Source organism: Paenibacillus borealis (genome assembly GCF_000758665.1).
Taxonomy (GTDB): Bacteria; Bacillota; Bacilli; order Paenibacillales; family Paenibacillaceae; genus Paenibacillus_AQ; species Paenibacillus_AQ borealis.
On the sequence record NZ_CP009285.1, the window covers coordinates 6,977,329 to 7,000,347 of the forward strand.

Below are 23,019 nucleotides of genomic sequence, written 5' to 3' on the forward strand. Positions count from 1 at the left end.
CTCCCCCGGTTAGGAGGGAGCAAGAATTCCACGTTTGAATTACAGGTTGGCCCTATTAGTAAACCCCGTCTTCCCCCATCTTCTTGGCCAGCTTATTCGACAGCATGACGAGAATCAGGCCGACAAGCCCTTTGAACAGGCCCACGGTTGTGCTGAAGCTAAGCTGCCCGTTCTTAAGACCGGCAGTGTAAATATAGGTGTCGAAGATTTCCCCGACTTCGCGGTTCAGGGAATTGATCAGCAGGTACATATGCTCGAAGCCAAGATCCAGCGTATGTCCGATTTTGAGAATCAGCAGCGTGATAATAACCGGGCGGATCGCCGGCAGCGTGACATGCCAGGTTTTACGCAATCTCCCGGCCCCGTCCATCTCTGCGGCTTCGTATAATTGGGTATCGACTACCGTAATCGCTGCCAGATAGATAATGGTCGACCAGCCAAGCTCTTTCCAGATAATCTGGCCGATGTAGACAATCCGCAGCCACTCCGGAGAAGTGAGGAAGCTAATCTTCTGCCCGCCGAGTGCGGCAATGGCCTCGTTAAGCACCCCGCCGTCCACATTCATGAATACATAAGTAATGGAGACGATGATCACCCACGACAGGAAATGCGGGATATAAATGATCGTCTGCACCACACTCTTGAACATCTTATTGCGGACTTCATTGAGCATCAGCGACAGAATAATCGGCAGGGGGAAAAAGATTACAAGATTCAGCGCAAACAGAACCAGTGTATTCCTCAGCAGCATAAGGAAGGTAGGCTCCGTGAACAGACGGACGAAATGCTTGAATCCGACCCAGGGGCTTCCTCCGATCCCCAAATAAGGCTGGTATTCCTGAAATGAGATCACCAGTCCGCCCATCGGCAGGTACTTGAAGATTACAAAGTACACAAACCCCGGCAGGATCATCAGATATAAAAGCTTGTTTCTTTTTAGACTCAGCAGACTGTGTCCGCTCCGCTTCTTCCTTGCCATTGACGGGTTTGATTCCATCACGGCGATATTTGCTTCCTTCACCAGCTCGGCCTCCTTGAACGCGTTTCTTTACGCCTCAAGCTTAAATTTATCGGCGGATTACGTATATAATCATTACCTACTCTGATCGGTTAAACCGCGCCGCTGCAGGCTTCCCGCGTCCACTACCCCTTACAGGGATACCCACCGGGGATAAAGAGCATGGCTTGCTTCCGCCCGTATTCCGCCCCCCGGCAAAGTCATAGCTAATGATTATATACGGAATGAATCCCCCTTGATACAGTGTCATTGATACGATTACAAGGAGGATAACCGCATGGCGCAATCATCATCATTCAAAAAAGAAACGATGGGCGGCCGACTGTTCACCATCGTCAATACCACGCTGCTGGCACTCATTTCCCTGATTTGTCTATTACCCTTTATCAATGTCTTTGCCAGCTCTTTTGCCTCCACCCAGGAGGTCGTCGAGAAGAAATTTGTGCTGTTCCCGACTACCTTCTCTTTGGATGCCTACCGTTTCATTCTGTCTACGCCCACAATCTTCAGAGGGCTCAGCGTGTCCATCGGTGTTACAATCGCCGGTACTATATTCAGCATGATTCTCACCTCACTCATGGCTTACGGCTTATCCCGCAAGTATCTGGCCGGCAGGGATTTCATTAACTTCGTAGTCGTCTTCTCCATGCTGTTCAGCGGCGGCATGATTCCAACCTTTCTGGTGGTCAAAATGTTCGGGCTGATCGACTCCTACTGGTCCATGATCATCCCCTCAGCCATCAACGCCTTCAATCTGATCATAATGCGCAACTTCTTCCAGGCGCTGCCGGAAGGTCTGGAAGAATCCGCGAAGATAGACGGGTCGAATGACTTTGGTGTATTTATCAAAATCATGCTGCCGCTCGCGCTGCCTTCCATCGCTACCTTATCTTTGTTCTATGGCGTAGCCTACTGGAACACTTACATGACTGCCATCCTGTACATCAACGATTCGATGAAATGGCCGATCCAGGTGCTGCTGCGCCAGATCGTCATCGTGTCCAGCGGAATGCAGGGCGATAACGCCTCAGTGGATATTGTGCCGCCGGCCCAGACCATTAAGATGGCCGTAATCGTTGTCGCAACTGTGCCGATGCTGATTGCCTATCCCTTTGTGCAGAAGCACTTCACCAAAGGAGCTATGCTGGGAGCAGTCAAAGGCTGACGAACCCAAGTTCAGTGAAAACGGACTGAACATATCCATCCGTACCGTCCGGTTAACCCAAACAGCCAGCCCCTTCACCAGGGGCTGGCTGTTTGCTGTCTGTCGGGTTCGTTATTTCTCCTGCTTCATCGCCCGGTAAGCCCCCGGGGTCACATGCTCCTTCTTGCGGAAGGAACGGATGAAATTCTGCGGATTATGGTACTGGAGGCGCTCACCGATCTCTTTGACCGTCATTTCACTTTCTGCCAGCCATTTCTTGGCCGTTTCCAGCCGGTACCCCATCAGATATTCACTGAAGGTCATCCCGAACTCCTTCTTGAAGATGCTGCTCAGATAGTTCGGGCTGTAATGCAGGCGCTCGCCGATCAGCTCAAGCGTCAGATCCTGATCATATTCCGACCGCACAATGGTAGCAATCTGGTCAGACAGGCCGCGGAACTGGCGGGTAGTCTTCTCCTTCATACAGGCCACCATCGGGTGAATAACCTCTTTCACCAGGACGCGTTCAATCTCCTCCGGGTTGCGGATATCGAGCAGCCGGTGATACAGCGTGGAATTATCCTGGGTCAGCAGCACCTCTACACCTATCAGCTGTTCGAGCTGAATCAGGTTGTTCACGAAGCGGATCAGCGTAACCTCGAAGTTGAGCGGGTTCTTGCTGTGCTTCATCATCTCCCCGAGCAGCGGATAGAGTGAACGGGATACCCGCTCTTCATCGCCAAGCCGGATCGCGTCGAACAGCCGGGATTCCAGCTCCGACGGATAATGCAGCAGCACAGGACCTGAAATCACCTGGGAGATATCCTCATAGAAGATAATCGATTCCTTCCCCAGATTCAGCCGGTGATGCAGCGCCTGCTTGCTCATCTCGCAGGCTTCCCTGCTGCAAGTCAGATCGGTGTAGAACCGGCTGATCCCGATACTGACCGACAGCTTGAGCAGCTCCCTTACGGTCTTAATAATCCGCTTGGCATCCTCCAGAACCTGCTTGCGGTTCTCCTGCTCGCCGGCTCCCTCAAAGATCAATATCGTCGCCTGCGTCTGATCGTTCAGCAGAATCGGCATCATTCTCCGCGCAGCCGGAATCAGCTCTTCCACCAGCCTGTTCACGGCAACGAGCAGCAGATTCTTATCATTGGCCTGCCGTTCCCCGTAATTGTCGAGCTGGATCAGCATTGTGGCGAAATGCGTCTGCTCCGTAAGTGAATACCCGAAGCGGGCCATATTATGCTCCAGCTCTTCCGCCGACATGCTGCCCCGAAACAGGTTCAGGATACACTGGGTTTCCAGCTGCGGCATTTCCAGCTCCAGCAGACCTTCCAGACTCTCCTTCTCCGACAGGATCGTATCAATCGATGTGATAATCCAGTCAATCTCATCCTTGGGCGCAGGCTGGCCCTCCCCGGAGAGCTTCCGCTGGATCTTCTGGATACGCCTGGTGAAATGAAGTGCCGTGCTGTATGCTACTGCCACAATCAGCAGCGTAATCATCAGGATCATCATAATCAGGCCGAAGCGCGTAGCCTTCAGCGCATCCGAGATTTCCTTCTGTTCCAGCAGCGTCACATAGATCCAATTGTTATAGGAAGACTTCGCGTAGATGGCTTTAATTTTCTGATGATCGGCCTTCTCCAGCGGCACAATGCCCGCCGGTCCACCGGTACCTGCAAGCTCCGTAACCTGGCTGAGCTGTTCGCCGGTCAACAGCTTCTCTCCCGATTCGGGTTCCGGTTCATAGAGTGTATCCCCTTGCCGGTTCAGCAGAAATACAGGGGTATTGTCCTCCGTCTGCAGGGTGCGGCGGAGCGACTGAAGGGAAATATCGGATAAAGCGATCGCCTGCTTCGTCTGGGAGAACACCGGCAGCGTGTTCACAAACCGGATGCCTTTATCTGTCTTGATCCAGAAGAGCGACTGCTTCTGATTATCGATATAACTCTCATACAGGCTCTTCCGGTCTGCCTCCGTCAAATAGGTGAGCCGCCCGTTGGAAATCTGCCAATCCTGCTCCAGGCTGATCAGTGAATATTCCACTCCATCCATACCCAGAGAGGCAATGTAATTCAGCTGTGTGTTGACATTGCGGTACGCCTGGAAATCCGATTCGGTAATCGGATTCTTGATAACCTCGCTGAAGGAATTAGTAGTGCTGTAAGTATTGAATGCGTATTCAATAGTTTCAATTTTTTGTTCAAGCGTATTTTTAATCTGGTTAATCAGGCTTTGCTTGCCGGCTGCGACCCGCTCAATAACAGAATGGTTGGTTGTCATATAAATATAGCTGCCGAAGCTGATGACCAGGCCGATGCCCAGCACCAGAATCGGAATAAAAATCTTATAAAACATCCTGCCTTTTTTCATAGATAGGCTCCTTCAATATGTAATCATTTTCAATTATAGCGTTTTCATATCTTGAAATCCAAGAAATTTTAACGTGTGCATTGTCCCTGCTGCAGCTCATCGGATGTACACCTCTCAAGGCCGGATTCGCCCTCAGCCAACACAAAAAGGCCCGCCGGAAGCCTCCCGGGAACCTTGAATGAACGCCATTTTAACCGTGACAAACTGTGAATCCGCCTGGACGCCTGGCAGTAGCAGCAGTCTTAGAGCCAATCCTCGGTAAGCAGCTTCCGCAATACCTCCACCTGGTCCTTGCCGATTCTGGCCGCGATCTCCGCCTCGATGTTCTGCTTGATCTCCAGCATACTCCTGCACACCTCAGCCCCCCGCGGAGTAAGCACGATATGTTTGTCCCGGCTGTTCCCCTCTACAATGGCCGTGTCCACATACCCTCCAGCCAGCAGATTGTTGATCGTTTTCTGCGTCCCCTGACGGGAAATGCTGATCAGCCTGCTAATCTCCGAAATGGACAGCATGGCATGCAGCTCAAGCATTGCAAGAATATGTGTTTCGGTCTTGTTGAGCTTCTCCCCGCTCGCCGTATTTACCCTGTCCCGCAGAACCTTGTGCTTCTCGCTGATTAAATCAACCAGGTTCAAACCAAGGATATACTCTTTCATCTTAAAGGCCTCCAATATATACATGCAATTTAGCGTAAAGTCTAATTGTAAGCTGAACTTAAGCTGCTAACTAAAGTTGTCTAACTAAAATCCTGCACGAAATACAACATTCCCCTCACAATATCGGGTGTATTCAAGAATTGTTGTATAAAAGGCAGGATTCCTCCCTTATTCAAGCCGCTAGCCGGGAAATTCTTGTATTTCATACAACAATCCTTACGAATCTGCCATTATCCATAGGTCCAAGTTGCACTACGTACAACATTTAGGCCTGTCTTCACTAGTGAACTTAAGTTCGCTCGCTTAGCCAGCCGCAGAACCATCCGGGTAATCCTTACTGCCCATCCGCCTGTCCGCCTGTTCACTTGTTCGCTTGTTTTCCTGCACGCCCGTCCGCCTGCACGCCTGCACGCCCATAATTTCCAAGGCTTGTTCCGCCCCCATTAACCCGCTGATTGTGTTCGTTCCAGTCTTAAGCGCATATGATCCGGATTAAATATTGTCAACCAAGTTGACAATAATCGCATCCCCTGCTACTATAAGTGAGGTTTGAAAAACTTATATTTAAGGGAGTTTGAGAAATGGGCAGCAATAAAAAAGAAGCTTTAATTTTCACCAGCCTCATGTGCTTTTTCATGGTCGTCTTCATGTCTTTTTATAATGTAATTCTCTCTAACGGATTCAATAACAGGCTGTTCGCCGATGTGGCCATCGGACTGCTGCCGGCACTTGCCGTTGCTTTGTTCTTCGATATCGTTGTAGTCAGTAAAATTGCCAAAGGCCTGGCCTTCAAAATCGTGAAGCCTTCCGCCCCTATGATCAAGAAAGTCCTGACGATCTCGTGCTTCATGGTATGCGGAATGGTCATCCTCATGTCTCTATATGGCACACTAGCACACTTCGGATTCAGGGACAACTTCTTCCGTCATTACTTCTCTATCCTGGGGCTTAACTTCATCTGTGCCCTGCCGCTGCAGCTGATTGTTGTCGGTCCGCTGACCCGTTTCCTGTTCACCCGGATGTTTCCGGCTCCGGCTGCAGCGCATAGTGCCTGACGTTTGCTTGATCAATTCAGTCTGCAGGTAATAATGGATATCTTTCAACACTGGATTGAATCAGCCAATAGAAAGGATGTTGTGCCATGCTCAGCCGAAAGGATGGTATCTCTCTTCTCCTGCTAGTTGTGGCTCTTGTACTGATTAACTGGTTTGGCCGTTCACTCGATGCCCGGTTCTGGACGTATTTCACTTTGTTCGCCAATTGTATTCTCGTTCAGGGTGTATTTATTACACTGACGAATGTGTTCAAGGCCAGACTGAACCGCAAAGCTTCCAAAGGACTCATTCTGTTGTCACTCCTCACCGGTGGAAGATCTAAGCCTGCCTTCCGGCTTCCTGTCGCGTAAATGCAATTAAAGGGTGTTCCGCAAGCCAATTTCCCCGGCTTGCAGAACACCCTTTATCATATTATTTATTTATCGGATGAATGACTGATTGCCACGGAGCTGTACGCTCCCGCCCGTGGAATAGAAGGTCAGGCCGGTGCAAGCATCTCCGGGAAAGACCAGGCTGGTGATTGCGGAGAGGCCGTCATTGGCGAACACCTCGACCGAACACGCATCCAGCAGGATACGGAGGTTCTTCAGGCTGCCCATCCGCCCGGTGCTCTGGAGATCGGGGAATATCTCCGAGAAGCCGGTCTCGCCGGACTGATCTCTGCGCAGGGCCAGAATGCCTTCGGCAGCAGAATAGATGAGTTCTGTATGCTCGGTATCTGTATGATGAATAATAAGACCGAATTGTTCCGCTTCATTGTTCTCAAGCTCCAGCCGCAGCTCCATCGCTGAAGCCTTGCTGCTGAGATACCGGTGCTCGCCCGGTGTCAGCAGCATATCCGGCAGCGCAGCAGTCTCTGCGAAGTAACGGTCCAGCTCTGCTACAGGCTGCTGGCGGATCAGCGTGCGGCCTTCCGCCGCATGCAGCGTCAGTACCCGCGGTACTGTCATCGCGCCGCGCCAGCCCTGGCTTGGAATATGGTTGGCATACCGCCAGTTGTTCATCCAGCCGATGAAGATTCTCCGCCCGTCCGCAGCCGGGATGCCGGAGAAGCTGACCCCCGCGTAGTTATCCTTGCCATAATCCAGCCAGCGGATGTCGCTGTGCTCCGGCGTGAACACGGATCCGTCGAATTCACCGACGAAATATTGCGTCCGCGAGCCGTATCTCTGCCCGCTATTATCACCGATGCTGACCAGCAGCACCCACTTGCTGTCCCCTGTCCCTTCAACCGGGAGCTGGAACAGGTCCGGGCATTCCCATACTGCATCATGCGAGCCTGCCCCCTCACCGAATTCGCTCTCCAGACGCCAGTCCCGCAGATTCGGGGAGGAGTAGAATGTAATCGTCTGATCGGTTGCCAGCACCATCACCCACTTCCCGTGAGCTTCGGACCAGAACACCTTCGGATCACGGAAATCCGCTTTGGAAGGATGGGTCAGCACCGGATTGCCTGCATATTTGATCCAGGTCCGGCCGTTGTCTTGGCTGTAGGCCAGGCTCTGTCTCTGCACGGAGGGCGAGGCTTCAGTCGGCTCCAGGTGACTGGTGTAGACTGCGACGATACCCGGTTTCTCCGGGAACAGTCCGCTCGTATTGTTCCAGTCTACGACTGCACTGCCGGAGAACGCATAGCCGTGCTCGTCCGGATACAGTGCAATATCCAGCTCCTCCCAGGTAATCAGGTCTTTGCTGACCGCATGTCCCCAGTGCATCGGTCCCCATATAGAGGAATGCGGATGATACTGATAGAACAAGTGATATTCGCCTTCAAAATAGATTAATCCGTTCGGATCATTCAACCAATGCTGTTTTGGCGTAAAATGCAGTATAGGCCTGTATTTGGCTCTCTCCATAATTCCCACTCCATTACCACCTTTATCTGTTTATATGTGTTGTATATGATCCGGCTGCGTAACCTCAGCCTTTGTTCTTGAGATAGCTGTCGTAGCCAGCTTGCTTGATCTCCAGCCATTTATCCAGCCCGAGTCTGGACAGCTCTGCCTGATACTCTTTCCATTCCTCTTCCACTTTCCCTGTCTTGGTCCATTCCGCACGCTTGCGGCTTACATAAGCGAACAAATCCGTCTCGATAGCCGTCAACTCCTTCTGATCCTCCAGTGAGTAGAAGACACGCGGGAAGTTATTATCGGCTTTCATATAAGGAACCAGTTTCTCCTTCATGAGGTCCAGCCGCCATGCGGCGTCATCCGGCTTGGTGGTCACCTTGCCGTAGTATTCGTCCAGAATGGCCAGCGGGCCGCCGATGCTGGTCTTCTGGCGTAATTCAACCGGAGCCGCGCCTTCCAGCGGGAGATGCTTCAGCATTTTGGCGGTTTCATCGTATTCGAAGATGTTCTGCTGAGTGTCATCGCCATACGTTCCCCAGTTGTCCTCAACCGACTGCTGCGGATCATACAGCTGGTCAATCCATTTGGCGGTAAGCTCCAGATTCTTGTTCGATCCGGTAATAACCATCCGGCCGCGGTCAAATCCGAAGTTGTTCGTCCGGGCTACATTGACCTCACCGGTTGGACCGGCCAGCGGATTCATCAGATCGTATTTATCGTTGAACCCGGTAATATTGGCTTTATCCCACTGGAAATAGAGACCGTAGCGCTCACTCTGCCCTTTGGCCAGATACGTATTGTAGTCCTGTTCAAAAGCCTCTTCGTCGATCAGATCCAATTGATACAGCTCATTCAGATACTTAATGCCCTCTTTGTAGCCGTCCTGATTGGCCGTGAAGACCACCTTGCCGTCATTGGTGACCACGGTGTGATCTCCATTATCTCCCAGTCCAAACGAACCGAACAGGAAGTTCAGATCTTCATTGCCGTTATTCAGCACAAAAGACAGCGGAATCTCATCCTTCTGGCCGTTCCCGTTCGGATCATCATTTTTGAAGGCGACCAGGACGTTCTTAAGTTCTTCCGTCGTAGTTGGCATAGCGAGCCCCAGCTTGTTCAGCCACTCCACATTAATCCACGGCATGCCATTAACCGAATGGATACTCTCCTTGCCGGAACCCAGCTCTTCAATCCACGGGAAAGCATAGATATGACCGTCCTGCGCCGTCATCATCGATTTGTACTCCGGCGCTGCTGCCAGCACCTTCTGCAGATTCGGCATGTATTTCTCAATCAGCTCCTCAAGCGCAACGATCGTTCCGTCCTTGCCCAGAGTCAGCAGATCGTAGTCCGAGTAGGCGGCATCGATGATGGCATCCGGCAGATCTCCGCTGGCTACTGCCAGATTTCTTTTCTCGACAAAAGAGTCATTCGTATAGTTGGTGAAATCGATGTGTACTCCGGACTTCTCTTCCAGCCGCTTGTAGATCAGCTTCTCGTTCGGATCGGCCGGAGCCAGCGCCGAGCTCTGGGACATGAAATGGAGCGTTACCTTTTCTTGCAGCGGGAGCGTCACATTCTCCAGCTTGTAATCCTCGGAGGCCGCGGAATTGCCGCCCCCTCCGCCGCAGCCGGCCAGCACAGAGGCCGAGAGTGCCAGCACGGATAAGGTTTGCAGTGTTTTTTTCATATAGATTCCCCCTATTATTTAATGGAGCCTACCATGGCACCCTTCTCGAAGTACTTCTGGAAGAACGGATACATCACAATCAGTGGCAGGCTGGAGATGACGATGGAAGAGTATTTGATCATTTCGGACAATTTCTTAAGCTCCGCCTGGGCCAGCGCATCAGCAATCATACCGGGCTGCACCTGATTCTGAATCAGGATCGAACGCAGCACCAATTGCAGCGGGAACAGTCTGGAATCCTCCAGATAAATCATAGCGTCGAAATAAGAATTCCACTGTCCCACGAAGGCATACAGAGCCAGCACGAAGATAATCGGCTTGGACAGCGGCAGCACAATCCGGAAGAAAATACCCAGCTCCGATGCCCCGTCGATACTGGCCGCCTGAAACAGCTCTTTGGGCAGACCCTGGAAATAGGTTTTGGCCAGGATGATATTGAACACGCTGATCGCTCCGGGCAGAATTACCGCCCACACCGTATTCAGCATTCCCAGATCCTTCACGACCAGGTAAGTCGGAATCAGACCGCCGCCGAAGAACATCGTAATCAGGAAAAAAATCATCACCGGCCGCTTGCCCGCCAGCCCTTCAATCGACAGCGGGTAAGCCGCAAAGACGGAGAAAAACACAGTGGCCAGCGCAAAGGCCGCAGAATACAGAACAGCGTTGAAGAAGCCGCGGATCATCGCGTTGTTGCTGAGAATTTTGACGTAGCCGGTTACCGTCCAGTCCGAAGGCGCAATGGCCAGCCCCTTGGTAATGAGCACATTCGGTGTTAAAAAGGAGGCCAGCACGACATACACGAGCGGAAACAGAATCACCAGGATGAACAAACCGAGCAGTATATAAGTAACAACCAGCAGCATCCGGTCCTTCCCGGAATATTGAATATCCATACTTACCTCCTTATTAATACAGCCCTTCCCCTTCGTTCAGCCGCTTGACGACCGTATTGACGAAGACCAGCAGGATCACATTGATGACGGAATTGAATAATCCGATTGCTGTGGAATAGGCATAATCGCCGGCCTGCAGACCCACTTTATAGACATAGGTCGCAATAATCTCCGAGGTCGGGGTGTTGAGCGCCGTCTGCATCAGGAAGGCCTTCTCATAGCCGATGGACATGATGCCACCCGCTGCAAGGATGAACAGCACAGCCATCACCGGCTTCAGCGCCGGCAGATCAATATGGCGGATCCGCTTCAGCAGGGAAGCGCCGTCAATCGTTGCTGCATCATGCAGCTGCGGGTCGACATTCGCCAGAGTAGCCACATATATAATCGATGACCAGCCTGCGGTCTGCCAAATGCCCGACAGGATATACACGGTCCGGAAATAGGCGGGATCACTCATGAATGAAACTGGCTTCCCCGTAAAAGAAGTAATCAGCGCGTTCACCACACCGGCCGGCGACAGGAAGACAAACAGCATCCCGGTGACCACCACGACCGAGATAAAGTTAGGCGCGTACACGATCAGCTGGATATTCTTCTTGATCTTCGCTCCGCGGATCAGATTCAGCATGAGCGCCAGCAGGATCGGCACCGGAAAACCAAGAATCAGCCCATAGGCGCTTAATTTAAGCGTATTCATTAAAATGTCGTAGAAATTCGGCGATGAGAGGAACCGCTGGAAATGCTCGAAACCGACCCATTCGCTGCCCATGATGCCTTTGCGCGGGCTGAAATTCTTGAAGGCAATAATCGCGCCGTACATGGGAACGTATTTGAATATAATTGTCAGAATTACGGCCGGAGCCAAAAACAGATACAGGATGTAATTCCGGCGCATGTATCCTAACCACTGGCTGCGCTTTTTGATTTCTGTTCCCCTTTGTTGAATCATCGGATTTGCCAATCCTTTCCCTCCTTACGATGCGGCTGCGTCAATACTGCTGTGCAGCAGGCCGCTGCTTGCTTGCCAATCTCCTTGGCATAAGTCCGCCCGGATCTATGTAGCTCCTGACGGTTAGCCTTCCCACCTCCGGTCTAACTATTAATTTACATTTAACAAAATGAATAGGTTTTCAACTTTACATTTGAACACATTTCGCTTTTACAATTTATCATCGCAGCTTACAGAAAGTCAATACATTTTGCACAAAAAAATAATGATAATCGTGCATTTAGTGATGCAAATGTAACAATACCCTTAATAAACGCTTAAACAGTCGTCCATACCAGCAATAATGTAAAAATAATTTGTGCATTTGTAAAATTATATTGTCAACGCAGAATAAATGCTATATATTAGGTAGCAGAGGTTACTAATACGGGGAAACAAAGGTGGAACACAGTGATGAAGAAAGCGAAAGTCACCATTCAAGACATTGCGGATGCTCTGGGGATCTCCAGAAATACGGCATCCAAGGCACTTAACGGCGCAGAGAGCATTCCTCCCGAGACCCGGGAAAAGGTAATTAATAAGGCTGTCGAGCTTAAATATAAACAATTCTCCTATATGGAAGCTGCGGGGAGCGCCTCCGAGAATCAGGGTAATATCGCTCTCTTGACCAGCAACCTCCCCAACAGCTCCCACTTCGGTTCCCAGCTGCTCAGCGGACTGGAGAAGAGTATCAGTACCGAAGGCTATACCCTGTCCATTTATTTCGTCCGGGAGAACGACATTAACGGCATGACCCTGCCCGGCAATTTCGAGCCTGCGAGTGTGGACGGCATCATCTGTATTGAAATGTTCAGTAAAGAATACAGCCAGCTGATTACCGGACTCGGCATTCCAACGATATTCATTGACTGCGCGGCCGATATTGTCTATCCGGAGCTGAAGGCCGACCTGCTGCTCATGGAGAATGAGCACAGCGTATACTCCATGACCCGCAAGCTGATGGATCAGGGGCTGCAGAGCTTTGGTTTTGTAGGCGATTACAACCACTGCCGCAGCTTCAATGAGCGCTGGACCGGCTTCAACCGGGCACTCTCCGCTGCCGGTATCCCGCTGAATCCCGAATCCTGCATTGTCGGCCGGGACCGGGATTACCTGCTGGAAGCGGACTGGATGGACCGCCAGCTGGATGCCCTCGGTGAATGGCCTTCCGCATTCATCTGCGCGAATGACTTCATTGCGATCCGTGTGATGAAATCACTTAAGAACAGAGGGGTTATGGTACCGGAGCAGATTGCGGTCTGCGGTTTCGATGATGCCTCGGAATCCCGGATCATCGAGCCCCATCTGACGACCGTACATATTTATAGCAGCCATATGGGGAATGTCTCGGCCGAAATGCTGCTCTCCAGAATCAAGGAACCTGCCAAGCCTTATCAGGTGACGCATGTCGCCACCGATGTTGTATTCAGAGACTCTACTCCCGTTCCGAACTAATACTGCCTGGAGGTAATTTTACAGTGAAACCATATGGTACAGTACTTTGCGTGGGCGAGCTGCTCATTGATTTCTTTTGCACAGATGTTGACGTCAGCCTGACGGAAGGCAGGCATTTCTCCAAGCAGGCTGGCGGGGCACCGGCGAATGTAAGTGCAGCCATTGCCCGGCTCGGAGGCCAATCCGCCTTCCTCGGCAAAGTCGGCGCTGACCCCTTCGGCTTATTCCTGAAGCAGACGCTTGAGGAGCAGAAGGTTGATACCTCAATGCTGCTGCTCGATGCCGCAGCACCGACCACGCTGGCCTTCGTCTCGCTCGCGGCAAGCGGAGAACGCGATTTCGTATTTAACCGCGGTGCTGACCGGCTGCTCAGCCTGGAAGAGCTTGACCGGTCAGCTATCCGTAAGGCAGCCATGCTCCATTTCGGTTCGGCCACTGCACTGCTGGCAGATCCCTTCCGTGAGGTCTATTTGACCCTCATGGATGAAGCGAAGGCGAACGGGCAGTTTATCTCCTTCGACCCCAACTACCGGGGCGATCTATGGAACGGACGGCAGGAGGAATTCATCGCACTGTCCAGAGCAGGCATCTCCAAGGCCGATCTGGTGAAGGTAAGCGATGAGGAGCTGCAGATTATTAGCGGCGAAGCGGACCGAGATGCCGCTCTCGATCTGCTGCATGCCTGGGGAGCCGGGGCGGTAGCAGTCACTCTGGGCAAAGACGGCACCCTGGTCTCCTCCCCGGCTTCCCGTGTGCTGATTCCAAGCATCACTGTGAAGTCCATCGATTCCACCGGAGCCGGGGATGCGTTCGTCGGAGCCCTGCTCTGCGAGATCAGCCAATTGGCGCAGCCGGCCGAATTCATGCAGAGCGCGGAGCTGCAGCAGGCCTTCGTAGCCTTCGCCAATCAGGTAGGCGCGATCGTCTGCACTAAGGTCGGGGCAATCGCTGCGCTGCCCACGCAAGGCGAGGTTCAGGAGTTTGTCCGGCAGGCCGCGCTGTAGACAAGCTCAGATCACTGATACCTGAGCAGCACAAGGTGACTCATAACCGTCCGTTTCGGGCGTTATGGGTCACTTTTTTGTCTATACTGTAAATGCAGGGTGGCCTCATTGCCATCGGAGGCACGATAAGAGGAACGCTGCTGATAAACCCAGTCATTACCTGCTGTATTCATCACAGACACATGGGCAAAGTGCGTAATATGATAAGCAAAATATCATACGACTGAAGGAGCAGCTTGTGCATGAACACGAAACAAGAATTTGATAATCTCATGGCATTTGCCAATGACTTAATCAATGAGAATCTCGGCTTTTATTATGATATAAATTACGGGTACTTCCAGCCGGAGACCCACCCGATTGTGGACTTTATACGGCTCATCGGCAGACGGATTCAGAGCCAGCTGATGCTGATGCCCGCGCTCTACGGCGAGATGGATCAGATGGAACGGATTTTCTCGGACAACCTGTTCTTTGACGAATGGGCAGAGGTTACGCTGGACGGGAAGAGCTTCCACTTCCTGATGAGACAGATCGACAACAGCAGCAGGATCATTCACCTGGCGCGCGATCTGGTCTTTCCTTCCCCCTGGATTCCCCGGAAGCTGCGCGACAGTCTGATCCGCATAGGGGAAGGCACCCTGAACGGCAGCTGGAGACAAGATATCGGCCATGAAGTCACACTGTGGCTACCGCTCGGCATCTCCTTCGTAGAAGGCTCGGGCCATCATTCGGTGACGGCGGGGATCATCAAGGGCGAAGGGGAACTCTACCCTACTTCGGTGTATGACATCAGCCCCATCTATGATCATGTGTATACCGACGGCAAGTATTACTACAGAACGCATGACCATTCCGTCATCTCCGAGGTTCATTTCGCTGAGTGTGCCGCTATCTTTGAAATCGGCCGGATCATGGCGGCGCAGAAGATTATTTTCTGAGGCCTGCGCGGATTCAATTTTGACCTATTGAATGTTACAAATTACAAGTTACTCAGGCTATCCCAAGTGCCGCTAATTGGCAGCATGGGATAGTCCTTTGTTGTTTGTATAGCCCGCCCCGCTGCCGGCGGAATCAGAGGGATTTATCCCTCTCATTTGCTCATCCGCTCCACTTTCGGCGGATTCAGAGGGATTTGCTTATCCGGCCTACTTTCGGCAGAATTAGAGGGATTTTTCCCTTTGATTTCACCATGCTGCCGACTTCTGGAGGTAAAGTGGGATTTTCCCCATCTCTCCGGGTCCAAATACAAGCCAAATCTGACCCTTACGGACACCACAGCCCTTAACCACTCATAATAAGCCCTTTTGACGGGTTTGCGGACACCACAGCCCTTATCCACCACTTTTTATAGGCCAGCTCCACTTTTCGGGCGGAATAAAGGCATGGTGTCCGCAAGGACCGGCTCTCAGTGCTTTCCGCAAGCTTAACGTCTCTGCTGTCCGTAAAACATAAGCTATTTACTTGAAAAACCGTTCTGTGACGTCTACTTTCTTAACAGAGGTCCATTTATCCCTCTCATTTTCTCCTCCCGCCCACTTCCGGCGGATTCAAGAGCACTTCTGCTCCTCATTTCCTCCTCCCGCCCACTTCCGGCGGATTCAAGAGCACTTCTGCTCCTCATTTCCTCCTCCCGCCCACTTTCGGCGGATTCAAGGGCACTTCTGCTCCTCATTTCCTCCTCCCGCCCACTTTCGGCGGATTCAAGAGCACTTCTGCTCCTCATTTCCTCCTCCCGCCCACTTTCAGCATATTCAAGAGCACTTCTGCTCCTCATTTCCTCGTCCCACCCAATTTTGAGACTAACCTTTACAAATTTATCCATAAGCACGAAGAGCTGCCCCTATGAAGATTTCTCTGCACAGAGGACAGCTCTTATAACTTGCACTATACTCTTCAGCTTCCCGAAAGCTCAGGCAGATCCAGCAGCAGATCATTCAGGCTGTAACAGAATCCCAGGCTGCTCGGTCTCAGCCGGAGCTACCGTCAGTACATACAGCTCCAGCGGTTCCTGCCCGCGCAGAGCTTCCACCTCCAGCTCGTGAATACCGGCGGACAGCTGCAGCTCGATTCTCTGCCCGTCCGCTCCCCGGTGATAGACCGGAAGCGCGTCTTCGGCTCCCGGTCTATCAAGCTCCGTCCGGCCGTCCAGCTTCAGCCGGACTGCTCCCGGAGCCGACACCGCCAGACAGACTTCACGGTCCAGCGGATTATGCAGCGCCGTGCGGCCAGTGTACCAGCCCACTGTCTGTGATCCGGCAGCTTCGTCCAGCCGGACCCGGTTCCCGGAGATCCAGACCGGCTGCTCCGCCGTGCGGTCCAGACCGGAGACCAGCCAGCCATGGGCGCGGACCAGAGAAAAAGGCACCCGGAGGACTGTCCATTCCGCCCCATTATGCAGCCGGGTGAGTTTCAGCTGCAGGGAATAAGCGGATTCCTGCAGAGTACCTTCAGCTGTACCCACCATCTCCCAAATACGGCTCTCCCCCGCAGCCGGCGTCCATACTGCCATGCCGTTCTCACCCGCACTCACCACGGCAAAAACAACCGAGTTATAGAAGTATAACGAGAAATCCAGCTTCTGCCACACCTCAGAGTAGTTCGACCAGGTCCATTCCTTGGCGAATAGGCTGCCCCCGGTAATCAGCTCCTGATTGGATTTAAAAGAATGGCTATGTTAAATTCTAATGTTGATATTTGACCATAAGAAAACCGCCTTCGTTGAAAAGGCGGTTTATTGCTATCGTGTCCCGTTAGCGCAACGACTTACTCTGTTGAATTTCGTGTTCCTCAACATAAAGCGGCATCAGAGAAGGCGGATCGTACCTTATCGCGGCCTTTAACCGACAAAATGGTGCAGTTAGCCATAGCCCCATAGCCGGCAACGAACATAATGAGCCTAATCCGACAGTGCCCGTATGATGTTGGATTTCGCTTCTGCCGCAATCGCTTCATTCCCGTCATCGACCGCTTGCATTAAGATCAGCATGGGGATGTATACCGCGATCAGCCGCGCCAGCAGCTTCGTTTCCTCGTCCGCTCCCCCGTACGTTTCGAAAAACACGCCGCGAGCGTAAGGCGGTAAAAAGCTATAAGCAACGCTCAAATCGCAAGCCGGATGACCTACGCTCAGATCGCCCCAATCAATGATGCCGGAAACGATCCCGTTCTCATTCACAAGCATATTTTTGAAATGAAGATCGCCATGCAGCAGTGCATTCACCGCCTCGACACGGTCCTTTTGCAGACTGCTAATATACGCTCCGATCACACCGGATTCCTCCGGCGACAAGTGTTCAACCACCTTCGATAGAAAGCCCATCAATTTCACTTTGCGCGATGCTATGTCCGTCAAGTTTCGATGATCTTGCTGAACTCCGCACTTCAGCGCCGCCTGCACCGGGAACTCATGCAATCTGCGCAAAAATTTCGCCAGCGTCTCTGCCGATAAAGCCCGGCGTTCTTCCGTCAAACCGATTGGGAAATCTCCTGGCACGTGGGCATAGCCAAGAAATGGTGCCGGGTATTCGTCACTTGCTTCGCCATAAAACAACGGTTTCGGATAGGGGATGGTCAAATATGCCTCAAGCTTCGGCAGCAGCTTCCCTTCCATACGAATCGCGCCAACTGCAAACGTTCTTCTTGGAAACCGGAACACGTACTCGTCACCGATGAGAAAAACCGTATTGTCCCAGCCCCAGCCCAATCGCTTCACTTGCTTCGATGACAGCTGAGGGAATTGTCTGCCGATCAGCGTCCGCGCCTGCTCTTCGTTAACCTCCCACTCCGCATCCCATACATTCGTTCCTCCCATGAATTGTCTTCCTCCTCGTTCCTTACGTTATTTAGATGTTTACATTCCCTAAAAGTTACGCATAACTGCCCGTTAGCTTAACAAGAATAAGCAGAAAGCCGAAGTTTGGTGTTCGTGTCGGTCACAGTAAACAGGCACGATTTGACCAACATATTTTTCTTATTCGATGCGGTATTCTCATATTCCTTGCTGTCTAAGTAACGAAACCACGCCAAGTAATTCTGCAAATACTTTGTTGCAACACCATTGAAGCGATCCATCCATTTCTTCAAGCGGCTGTGGTAGCTGTTTACGTTTTGGATATGGTACACGCCTTTCACACGTTGTTTTCCGTCGGACTTGAATCGGTAATGAGTAGATGACCACCAATCGCTTCGTCTAATTTTGTAATCCTAATACGTCCACGCCCAAGTACGCCAGAGTAAGTCATTTTCTGACGGTCACGGGCAACCAGCACGCACACTTGATCGTGGCTTATACCACGATATTTCGCTTTGCCGCCACGTTTACGTGGCTTGCGTTCGGCAATATTCCGCTTGCCCTTTTCCGAGTAAAGAAAGTAGGTCTCGTCCATTTCAACAATATCTTGAAATGCTTCGGTTGGAATCTGCTTCAGAGCGGAAAGAATCTTATGCCGCCAGTAAAACAAGGTGACATGCGTGACTTCATCGTTTAACTGCTCTGCACATTTTCTCAGAGAAAAGCCCTCAATCATGCATTCGATAAAACGAACCCACATATGAGGTCGCCTCATTCGTTGCAGAGGGGTGTTCGTAAGGTCATTGAATGTTTGGCGACAGGACTTACAACGGTAACGTTGACGTTTAAGTGCGTGTGCTTACAGCGTACTTTCCAAGTCGAACAACAGAATGGTTTTTGCAATGCGGGCAAACAAGTCCATCTTTATGCTTCTGCTCTTGAATTTCATCAATCGCTCGAACTGGAAGTGCTACTCCCTTGGTTCGGGACTGCAAAAAGTAGATAAGTTCTCGCTTATCATTATCGTCCAACGTATCAGCAAGCTTTTTCAGTTCCTTTAAATCCATGGGCAAATCTTCTCCGAACAGTTATTTTGCCCTTAATATAGAATACTTGTTCGTAATTATCAAATATCAACAACAAAGTTTAACATAGCCAAAAGAATAGAAAAAGACATACAGCACCGGCACCAGTGCCACCAGCGCCGCCACCGCCAGAAAAATATATTTCAGCGTCTGCCCGATAGGCTTCATTGCAGCTCCCCCTTATTCATGATAGTCCATTCTTTTGGTCAGCTTGAAGTAACCCACGGAGACCACCACCAGCATAAGCGCAGTGACCACGGCCACTGTTGCGCCATATCCATAGTTGCTGCCGGCTTCGCCCCCGAAGAACTGGTGGAAGATGTACAGGAACGTCTGCTCCGTAGCATGATTCGGTCCGCCGTTCGTGAGGACGAGGAAAGGGCCCATGGATTTCAGCGTGCCGAGAATCGACAGGAATAGAATCATCTGCAGGATGCGGTACATCATGGGGATCGAGATGTAGCGCATTCTTTTCCACCAGGTAGCTCCATCCATATCCGCACTCTCGTAGACATCCTTCGGAATACTGGTAAGCCCAACCAGAAAAAACAGCATGTTGATCCCGAAGTTCTGCCAGGCATCCATCACCATCCCGCTGGCAAAAGCCGTCCACCCGCCGGACAGAAACTGAATCGGCTGATCAATCAGATGGAGCTTCAGCAGCAGCAACTGGTTGAGCCCGCCGTTATAAGGGTTGAGCAGAATGTACATGACCAGCGCCATCGTCGAGCCCGGCAGGATATAAGGCATGACGAACATCGCCCGGAATATATTTCTCCCCCGCAGGCGGGTGTAGAGGAACAGGGCGAGCACAAAAGCGAGCGGAAGCTCGATCAATATCTTGAGGGAGAACAGTGCCTGCTTCCAGAGCGAAGACCAGTAAATCTGATCCTCCATCAGCCGGTGCAAATTGGCCATTCCCGTGAACCGCTCCGGCATCACGCCGTCATAATAATAGAAGACATATTTCAGTGCCCAGCCGATCGGATAGAGCGAGAATACGGCGAAGAAGCAGACCGGCACCAGCAGCATCAGATACGCAGGACCAAACTTCCGGACTAAGCGGGAAAAAGCTCTGCGGCTCACCGGGTGCAGCGACGCACCGGCCAGGTTGGATTCAGCGGTTAGCTTGCTCATCGGCTCCCCCGCCCTTCCAGTTATGATGTAGGGGAAAACGCGGTAATGTACGCTGCAATGACGAGAACAGATCGCCGGAATTCATGGAAATTACCCCTTTCTTTCTGTTGGTAACGCCATTATAGCACCGGGTTTTTACCCCTTCGCCCCCTTAAACTTTAGATATACTGCATAAATGACGGGGAATTTGCAGGGTGATGTCTTGTCTGCTTCTGGAGGCTTTGATGGAAGTAAAGGAAATGTGTGGGGATAGACATAGTTTGGAAACTTCGGAGAGGTCAGAGGAGATATGCACGCTGAAATGAAAGATAGGGAACGCTTATTGGAGGGGGAGCACTTGCGCCCCCACACAGATTTTAAAGGAATAGCGCACACCGGGGTCCGTTTAGCCTGGAGAAATATTATTGGGTGATGTTCGAATCCGGCAAACTTTACCCGTCTACAGCTTACCGCAACAGGTACCCGCCATCCGGAAAGAGAGTGCTTCCCGTAGTGAAGGGATTCGTCATGAGGTACAGCACTGTATGGGCGATCTCTTCGTCATAGCCGGTCCGCCGCACAAGCGACATCGTCTCATATTCTTTAAAATGATCACCACGCGGCGTACCCTCCTGTCCTTCCCGCCAGATCGTTCCTGGCGATACGACATTCACGCGGACAGGCGCAAGCTCGACTGCCAGTGCTTTGCCCAGACTCTCAATTGCCCCGTTGCAGGCGGCATAGCTGGCGCCACCGTCAAGCGGACGCTGGCTGAAAGCGCCGGACATTAGCACGATAGAGCCGGACTCCGCCAGATAAGGTGCAGCGTATTTAGCGGCAAAGTACTGCGGCCAGAATTTGCCGTCAAAGCAGCTGATTGCCACATCCCGTTCAGCCGTGAGCGGACCCCGGACATACGCCGCTCCAGGTGTGAACAGATGGTCGAAGGGGCTGACTGCCGCGAAGAATAGCTCCAGCTGCCGCTCGTCCCGGTTGTCCAGCTCATATGTTTCAACCGCACCGCCGCTGCTCTGTCTGATATGATCCGCCGCCAGCTCCAGCTTGTCCTTGGAGCGCCCTGCGATAACAACCTGTGCCCCCAGCGCTGCAGCAGCTGCCGCCGTTGCAAGCCCGATCCCCGTACTGCCTCCGATAATAACCACTTTCTTATGTTTTAAATTCCAATAGTCCATGTCTGCCTTCTCCTCCGCTGCCGGGAATTCTCCGGAATTCCCGGTTCATATTTTGTACATTATGGAATGAAAGAGGAGATACGTACAGTAGGCACTTTTTTCGTACCAGGTACGAAATATCGTACCCTTCAGCCCTGATAAGGGCGAAAGAATGGACAATATCCTCTATTCCGGTATGATAAGAGAAGTATAACAACATGATGACGGAGGAAGAGAAGCGATGAATCTGCAGGAACCCAGGCTGAGAGGCGTCATTGCAACACTTGATGCCATCGACGGCAAATGGAAACCGTTAATTTTGTTTATTTTATTAAAAGACGGGACCCGGCGCTTTGGCGAGCTGCGGCGGCTGATCCCCGATGTATCACAGGGCACTCTTACGAAACAGCTGCGGGAATTAGAGCAGGCTAAGCTGGTGGAACGGAGAACATTTCCCGAGGTACCTCCAAAGGTCGAATACAGTCTTACCGCACACGGAAAAACGCTAAGTACCATCCTCGATAATATGTGCGGCTGGGGACGCGAGCATTTGAAGGTTCTGGATGGCAGCGGGGAACGGCTGTAACCCCTGCAGACAAAAAAAACCGCGAACCCGCTCTGCCCGAACGGTTCACGGCTTAATGTACATCTACCAATCCCTTTGTTCACATGATTGTCCCCCTCCGGGAAGGACGGCAAAGCCGCTTCCTCCTACGTAGTAGCCCGCTTCACCAGTTGAAACTCCAGCTCCTGCTGCTCAGGTTCCGTTCCTTTGAGCCTGCTGAGAATCAGCAGGAACGCATTCTGCGCCTGCGCGGCAATCGGATTATAGATTGAAGTAATCCCAAGGGTATGGGCCAGCTCTGTATTATCGAATCCGACAACCGCCAGCTCTTCCGGCACCTTCACACCCATCCTCCGGGCCTCATTCAGCACACCTGCCGCTACCAGATCATTGGCACACAGAATGGCATTCGGACGTTCCCCGGGATTCAGCAGCAGTTCACGGACCAGCTGCTCTCCCTGGCGGATGGAATAGATGCCGGTAGGCGACCAGTCGGGATTAACCGGCAGCGCATATTTGCGGGCTATATCTTGATACGCCTGAATCCGCCCGGATGTATTCATGCTGGTCGGCCTGCCAAAAGCATTAGCGATCCGCGTATAGCCCTGCTTAATCACATGCTCCAGCCCCAGCATATATCCGTCATACTGGTTCATGGCGACACTCTGAATCTCCGGACGCTCCATCCGCTGCCAGGACACGATCGGCCCGTATTTGCAAAAGGTGCCTAAGAGCGCCTGATCGTTGACGCAGGTGCTGATGACCAGCGCATCGACTCTTTTCCGCCGCATATCCTCGAAGGCCTGCAGTTCTTTGGCCGGATCGCCCCCGGAAGTATAAATGATCGTCTGGTACCCGTGCTGGCTGGCGGTCTCGACGAAGCTGTTCAGAAACGGCAGCATCACTTCGTTGATCCCTTCCGTAACCATGCCAATCTGCTCCGTCTGCCCTTTGGACAACGAAATAGCATTGCCGTTCGGCACATAGTCCAGCTCTTCCATGATCTTCATGATGGTATCCCGCGTCGCCTGGCTCACATGGGGGGAATGATTCAGCACCCGCGAGACGGTGGCTTTGGAGAATCCCGACAGCTTGGCAATTTGATCAAGATTCGACATGATGCTTCTCCTTATATCCATTCTTA

21 protein-coding genes and 1 pseudogene are annotated in these 23,019 nt (G+C 51.9%); 7 read left to right on the forward strand and 15 right to left on the reverse strand.

Going from position 1 to position 23,019, the window contains the following annotated elements:
* Positions 1–55 precede the first annotated feature (55 nt).
* Complete coding sequence (locus PBOR_RS29385; protein WP_425415554.1) at positions 56–979, reverse strand: ABC transporter permease; 924 nt, start codon at positions 977–979, stop codon at positions 56–58.
* 316 nt (positions 980–1,295) lie between these two features.
* Here PBOR_RS29385 and PBOR_RS29390 point away from each other — a divergent pair, with 316 nt between their 5' ends.
* Complete coding sequence (locus PBOR_RS29390) at positions 1,296–2,183, forward strand: carbohydrate ABC transporter permease (protein WP_042217398.1); 888 nt, start codon at positions 1,296–1,298, stop codon at positions 2,181–2,183.
* A 111-nt stretch (positions 2,184–2,294) separates the two neighbouring features.
* Here PBOR_RS29390 and PBOR_RS29395 read toward each other — a convergent pair whose 3' ends face one another.
* The 3 genes from PBOR_RS29395 to PBOR_RS37830 all read right to left on the reverse strand — a co-directional run bounded on the left by PBOR_RS29395 (position 2,295) and on the right by PBOR_RS37830 (position 5,647).
* Positions 2,295–4,544, reverse strand: a complete 2,250-nt coding sequence (locus PBOR_RS29395) for a helix-turn-helix domain-containing protein (protein WP_042217399.1) — start codon at positions 4,542–4,544, stop codon at positions 2,295–2,297.
* Positions 4,545–4,786: 242 nt separating this feature from the next.
* Complete coding sequence (locus PBOR_RS29400; RefSeq protein WP_042217401.1) at positions 4,787–5,203, reverse strand: MarR family winged helix-turn-helix transcriptional regulator; 417 nt, start codon at positions 5,201–5,203, stop codon at positions 4,787–4,789.
* A gap of 303 nt (positions 5,204–5,506) precedes the next feature.
* Complete coding sequence (locus tag PBOR_RS37830) at positions 5,507–5,647, reverse strand: hypothetical protein (RefSeq protein ID WP_218918867.1); 141 nt, start codon at positions 5,645–5,647, stop codon at positions 5,507–5,509.
* Positions 5,648–5,784: 137 nt separating this feature from the next.
* Here PBOR_RS37830 and PBOR_RS29405 point away from each other — a divergent pair, with 137 nt between their 5' ends.
* Together PBOR_RS29405 and PBOR_RS29410 are read left to right on the forward strand one after the other, a co-directional pair.
* Positions 5,785–6,258, forward strand: coding sequence for a DUF2798 domain-containing protein (locus PBOR_RS29405; protein ID WP_042217402.1), 474 nt, complete (start codon positions 5,785–5,787; stop codon positions 6,256–6,258).
* 86 nt (positions 6,259–6,344) lie between these two features.
* Positions 6,345–6,608: a hypothetical protein gene (locus PBOR_RS29410; protein ID WP_042217404.1), complete on the forward strand. Its 264-nt coding sequence runs from the start codon at positions 6,345–6,347 to the stop codon at positions 6,606–6,608.
* Positions 6,609–6,677: 69 nt separating this feature from the next.
* On the opposite strand, the gene PBOR_RS29415 is transcribed toward PBOR_RS29410, so the two are convergent.
* The 4 genes from PBOR_RS29415 to PBOR_RS29430 form a co-directional block, all read right to left on the reverse strand.
* Positions 6,678–8,114 carry a glycoside hydrolase family 32 protein gene (locus PBOR_RS29415; RefSeq protein WP_042220065.1) on the reverse strand — a complete coding sequence of 479 codons (1,437 nt, stop codon included), beginning with the start codon at positions 8,112–8,114 and terminating at the stop codon, positions 6,678–6,680.
* Positions 8,115–8,178: 64 nt separating this feature from the next.
* The gene (locus tag PBOR_RS29420; protein ID WP_042217405.1) at positions 8,179–9,798 is read right to left on the reverse strand and encodes an extracellular solute-binding protein; all 1,620 of its coding nucleotides are present in this window, start codon (positions 9,796–9,798) and stop codon (positions 8,179–8,181) included.
* A gap of 14 nt (positions 9,799–9,812) precedes the next feature.
* Positions 9,813–10,694 carry a carbohydrate ABC transporter permease gene (locus PBOR_RS29425; protein WP_042217406.1) on the reverse strand — a complete coding sequence of 294 codons (882 nt, stop codon included), beginning with the start codon at positions 10,692–10,694 and terminating at the stop codon, positions 9,813–9,815.
* A 13-nt stretch (positions 10,695–10,707) separates the two neighbouring features.
* Positions 10,708–11,646 carry an ABC transporter permease gene (locus PBOR_RS29430; protein WP_042220066.1) on the reverse strand — a complete coding sequence of 313 codons (939 nt, stop codon included), beginning with the start codon at positions 11,644–11,646 and terminating at the stop codon, positions 10,708–10,710.
* A gap of 453 nt (positions 11,647–12,099) precedes the next feature.
* Between PBOR_RS29430 and PBOR_RS29435 the strand changes: the two genes are divergently transcribed.
* The 3 genes from PBOR_RS29435 (at position 12,100) to PBOR_RS35820 (ending at position 15,085) form a co-directional block, all read left to right on the forward strand.
* Positions 12,100–13,140 carry a LacI family DNA-binding transcriptional regulator gene (locus tag PBOR_RS29435; RefSeq protein WP_042217408.1) on the forward strand — a complete coding sequence of 347 codons (1,041 nt, stop codon included), beginning with the start codon at positions 12,100–12,102 and terminating at the stop codon, positions 13,138–13,140.
* 23 nt (positions 13,141–13,163) lie between these two features.
* Complete coding sequence (locus PBOR_RS29440; RefSeq protein WP_042217410.1) at positions 13,164–14,144, forward strand: carbohydrate kinase family protein; 981 nt, start codon at positions 13,164–13,166, stop codon at positions 14,142–14,144.
* Positions 14,145–14,386: 242 nt separating this feature from the next.
* On the forward strand, positions 14,387–15,085 hold the full coding sequence (locus PBOR_RS35820) for a DUF6710 family protein (protein WP_052429693.1): 699 nt from the start codon (positions 14,387–14,389) through the stop codon (positions 15,083–15,085).
* A 545-nt stretch (positions 15,086–15,630) separates the two neighbouring features.
* On the opposite strand, the gene PBOR_RS29450 is transcribed toward PBOR_RS35820, so the two are convergent.
* The 6 genes and pseudogenes from PBOR_RS29450 to PBOR_RS29480 form a co-directional block, all read right to left on the reverse strand.
* The gene (locus PBOR_RS29450; protein WP_042217412.1) at positions 15,631–15,975 is read right to left on the reverse strand and encodes a hypothetical protein; all 345 of its coding nucleotides are present in this window, start codon (positions 15,973–15,975) and stop codon (positions 15,631–15,633) included.
* 102 nt (positions 15,976–16,077) lie between these two features.
* Positions 16,078–16,734, reverse strand: a complete 657-nt coding sequence (locus tag PBOR_RS29455; protein ID WP_042217414.1) for a hypothetical protein — start codon at positions 16,732–16,734, stop codon at positions 16,078–16,080.
* Positions 16,735–17,043: 309 nt separating this feature from the next.
* Positions 17,044–17,958: a phosphotransferase gene (locus PBOR_RS29460; protein ID WP_042217416.1), complete on the reverse strand. Its 915-nt coding sequence runs from the start codon at positions 17,956–17,958 to the stop codon at positions 17,044–17,046.
* 77 nt (positions 17,959–18,035) lie between these two features.
* A pseudogene (locus PBOR_RS35125) lies at positions 18,036–19,004 on the reverse strand (IS1595 family transposase).
* Between the two features lie 198 nt (positions 19,005–19,202).
* Positions 19,203–20,159 carry a carbohydrate ABC transporter permease gene (locus PBOR_RS29475; RefSeq protein ID WP_052429694.1) on the reverse strand — a complete coding sequence of 319 codons (957 nt, stop codon included), beginning with the start codon at positions 20,157–20,159 and terminating at the stop codon, positions 19,203–19,205.
* Positions 20,160–20,605: 446 nt separating this feature from the next.
* A complete protein-coding gene (locus PBOR_RS29480; RefSeq protein ID WP_042217417.1) occupies positions 20,606–21,331 on the reverse strand; it encodes an SDR family oxidoreductase in 726 nt (241 codons plus the stop codon).
* A 220-nt stretch (positions 21,332–21,551) separates the two neighbouring features.
* On the opposite strand from PBOR_RS29480, the gene PBOR_RS29485 reads away from it, so the two are divergent.
* Positions 21,552–21,896, forward strand: coding sequence for a winged helix-turn-helix transcriptional regulator (locus PBOR_RS29485; RefSeq protein WP_042217419.1), 345 nt, complete (start codon positions 21,552–21,554; stop codon positions 21,894–21,896).
* Between the two features lie 125 nt (positions 21,897–22,021).
* On the opposite strand, the gene PBOR_RS29490 is transcribed toward PBOR_RS29485, so the two are convergent.
* Positions 22,022–22,993, reverse strand: coding sequence for a LacI family DNA-binding transcriptional regulator (locus tag PBOR_RS29490; protein WP_042217422.1), 972 nt, complete (start codon positions 22,991–22,993; stop codon positions 22,022–22,024).
* Positions 22,994–23,019 lie beyond the last annotated feature (26 nt).

Excerpts from the sequence above, each read along its gene's own strand:
- PBOR_RS29415 (WP_042220065.1), bottom strand. The coding sequence starts at position 8,114 with ATGGAGAGAGCCAAATACAGGCCTATACTGCATTTTACGCCAAAACAG.
- PBOR_RS29435 (WP_042217408.1), top strand. The coding sequence starts at position 12,100 with ATGAAGAAAGCGAAAGTCACCATTCAAGACATTGCGGATGCTCTGGGG.
- PBOR_RS29390 (WP_042217398.1), top strand. The coding sequence starts at position 1,296 with ATGGCGCAATCATCATCATTCAAAAAAGAAACGATGGGCGGCCGACTG.
- PBOR_RS29400 (WP_042217401.1), bottom strand. The coding sequence starts at position 5,203 with ATGAAAGAGTATATCCTTGGTTTGAACCTGGTTGATTTAATCAGCGAG.
- PBOR_RS29460 (WP_042217416.1), bottom strand. The coding sequence starts at position 17,958 with ATGGGAGGAACGAATGTATGGGATGCGGAGTGGGAGGTTAACGAAGAG.
- PBOR_RS29475 (WP_052429694.1), bottom strand. The coding sequence starts at position 20,159 with ATGAGCAAGCTAACCGCTGAATCCAACCTGGCCGGTGCGTCGCTGCAC.
- PBOR_RS29420 (WP_042217405.1), bottom strand. The coding sequence starts at position 9,798 with ATGAAAAAAACACTGCAAACCTTATCCGTGCTGGCACTCTCGGCCTCT.
- PBOR_RS29385 (WP_425415554.1), bottom strand. The coding sequence starts at position 979 with ATGGCAAGGAAGAAGCGGAGCGGACACAGTCTGCTGAGTCTAAAAAGA.
- PBOR_RS37830 (WP_218918867.1), bottom strand. The coding sequence starts at position 5,647 with ATGGGGGCGGAACAAGCCTTGGAAATTATGGGCGTGCAGGCGTGCAGG.
- PBOR_RS29430 (WP_042220066.1), bottom strand. The coding sequence starts at position 11,646 with ATGATTCAACAAAGGGGAACAGAAATCAAAAAGCGCAGCCAGTGGTTA.
- PBOR_RS29425 (WP_042217406.1), bottom strand. The coding sequence starts at position 10,694 with ATGGATATTCAATATTCCGGGAAGGACCGGATGCTGCTGGTTGTTACT.
- PBOR_RS29485 (WP_042217419.1), top strand. The coding sequence starts at position 21,552 with ATGAATCTGCAGGAACCCAGGCTGAGAGGCGTCATTGCAACACTTGAT.
- PBOR_RS29405 (WP_042217402.1), top strand. The coding sequence starts at position 5,785 with ATGGGCAGCAATAAAAAAGAAGCTTTAATTTTCACCAGCCTCATGTGC.
- PBOR_RS35820 (WP_052429693.1), top strand. The coding sequence starts at position 14,387 with ATGAACACGAAACAAGAATTTGATAATCTCATGGCATTTGCCAATGAC.
- PBOR_RS29410 (WP_042217404.1), top strand. The coding sequence starts at position 6,345 with ATGCTCAGCCGAAAGGATGGTATCTCTCTTCTCCTGCTAGTTGTGGCT.
- PBOR_RS29395 (WP_042217399.1), bottom strand. The coding sequence starts at position 4,544 with ATGAAAAAAGGCAGGATGTTTTATAAGATTTTTATTCCGATTCTGGTG.
- PBOR_RS29480 (WP_042217417.1), bottom strand. The coding sequence starts at position 21,331 with ATGGACTATTGGAATTTAAAACATAAGAAAGTGGTTATTATCGGAGGC.
- PBOR_RS29490 (WP_042217422.1), bottom strand. The coding sequence starts at position 22,993 with ATGTCGAATCTTGATCAAATTGCCAAGCTGTCGGGATTCTCCAAAGCC.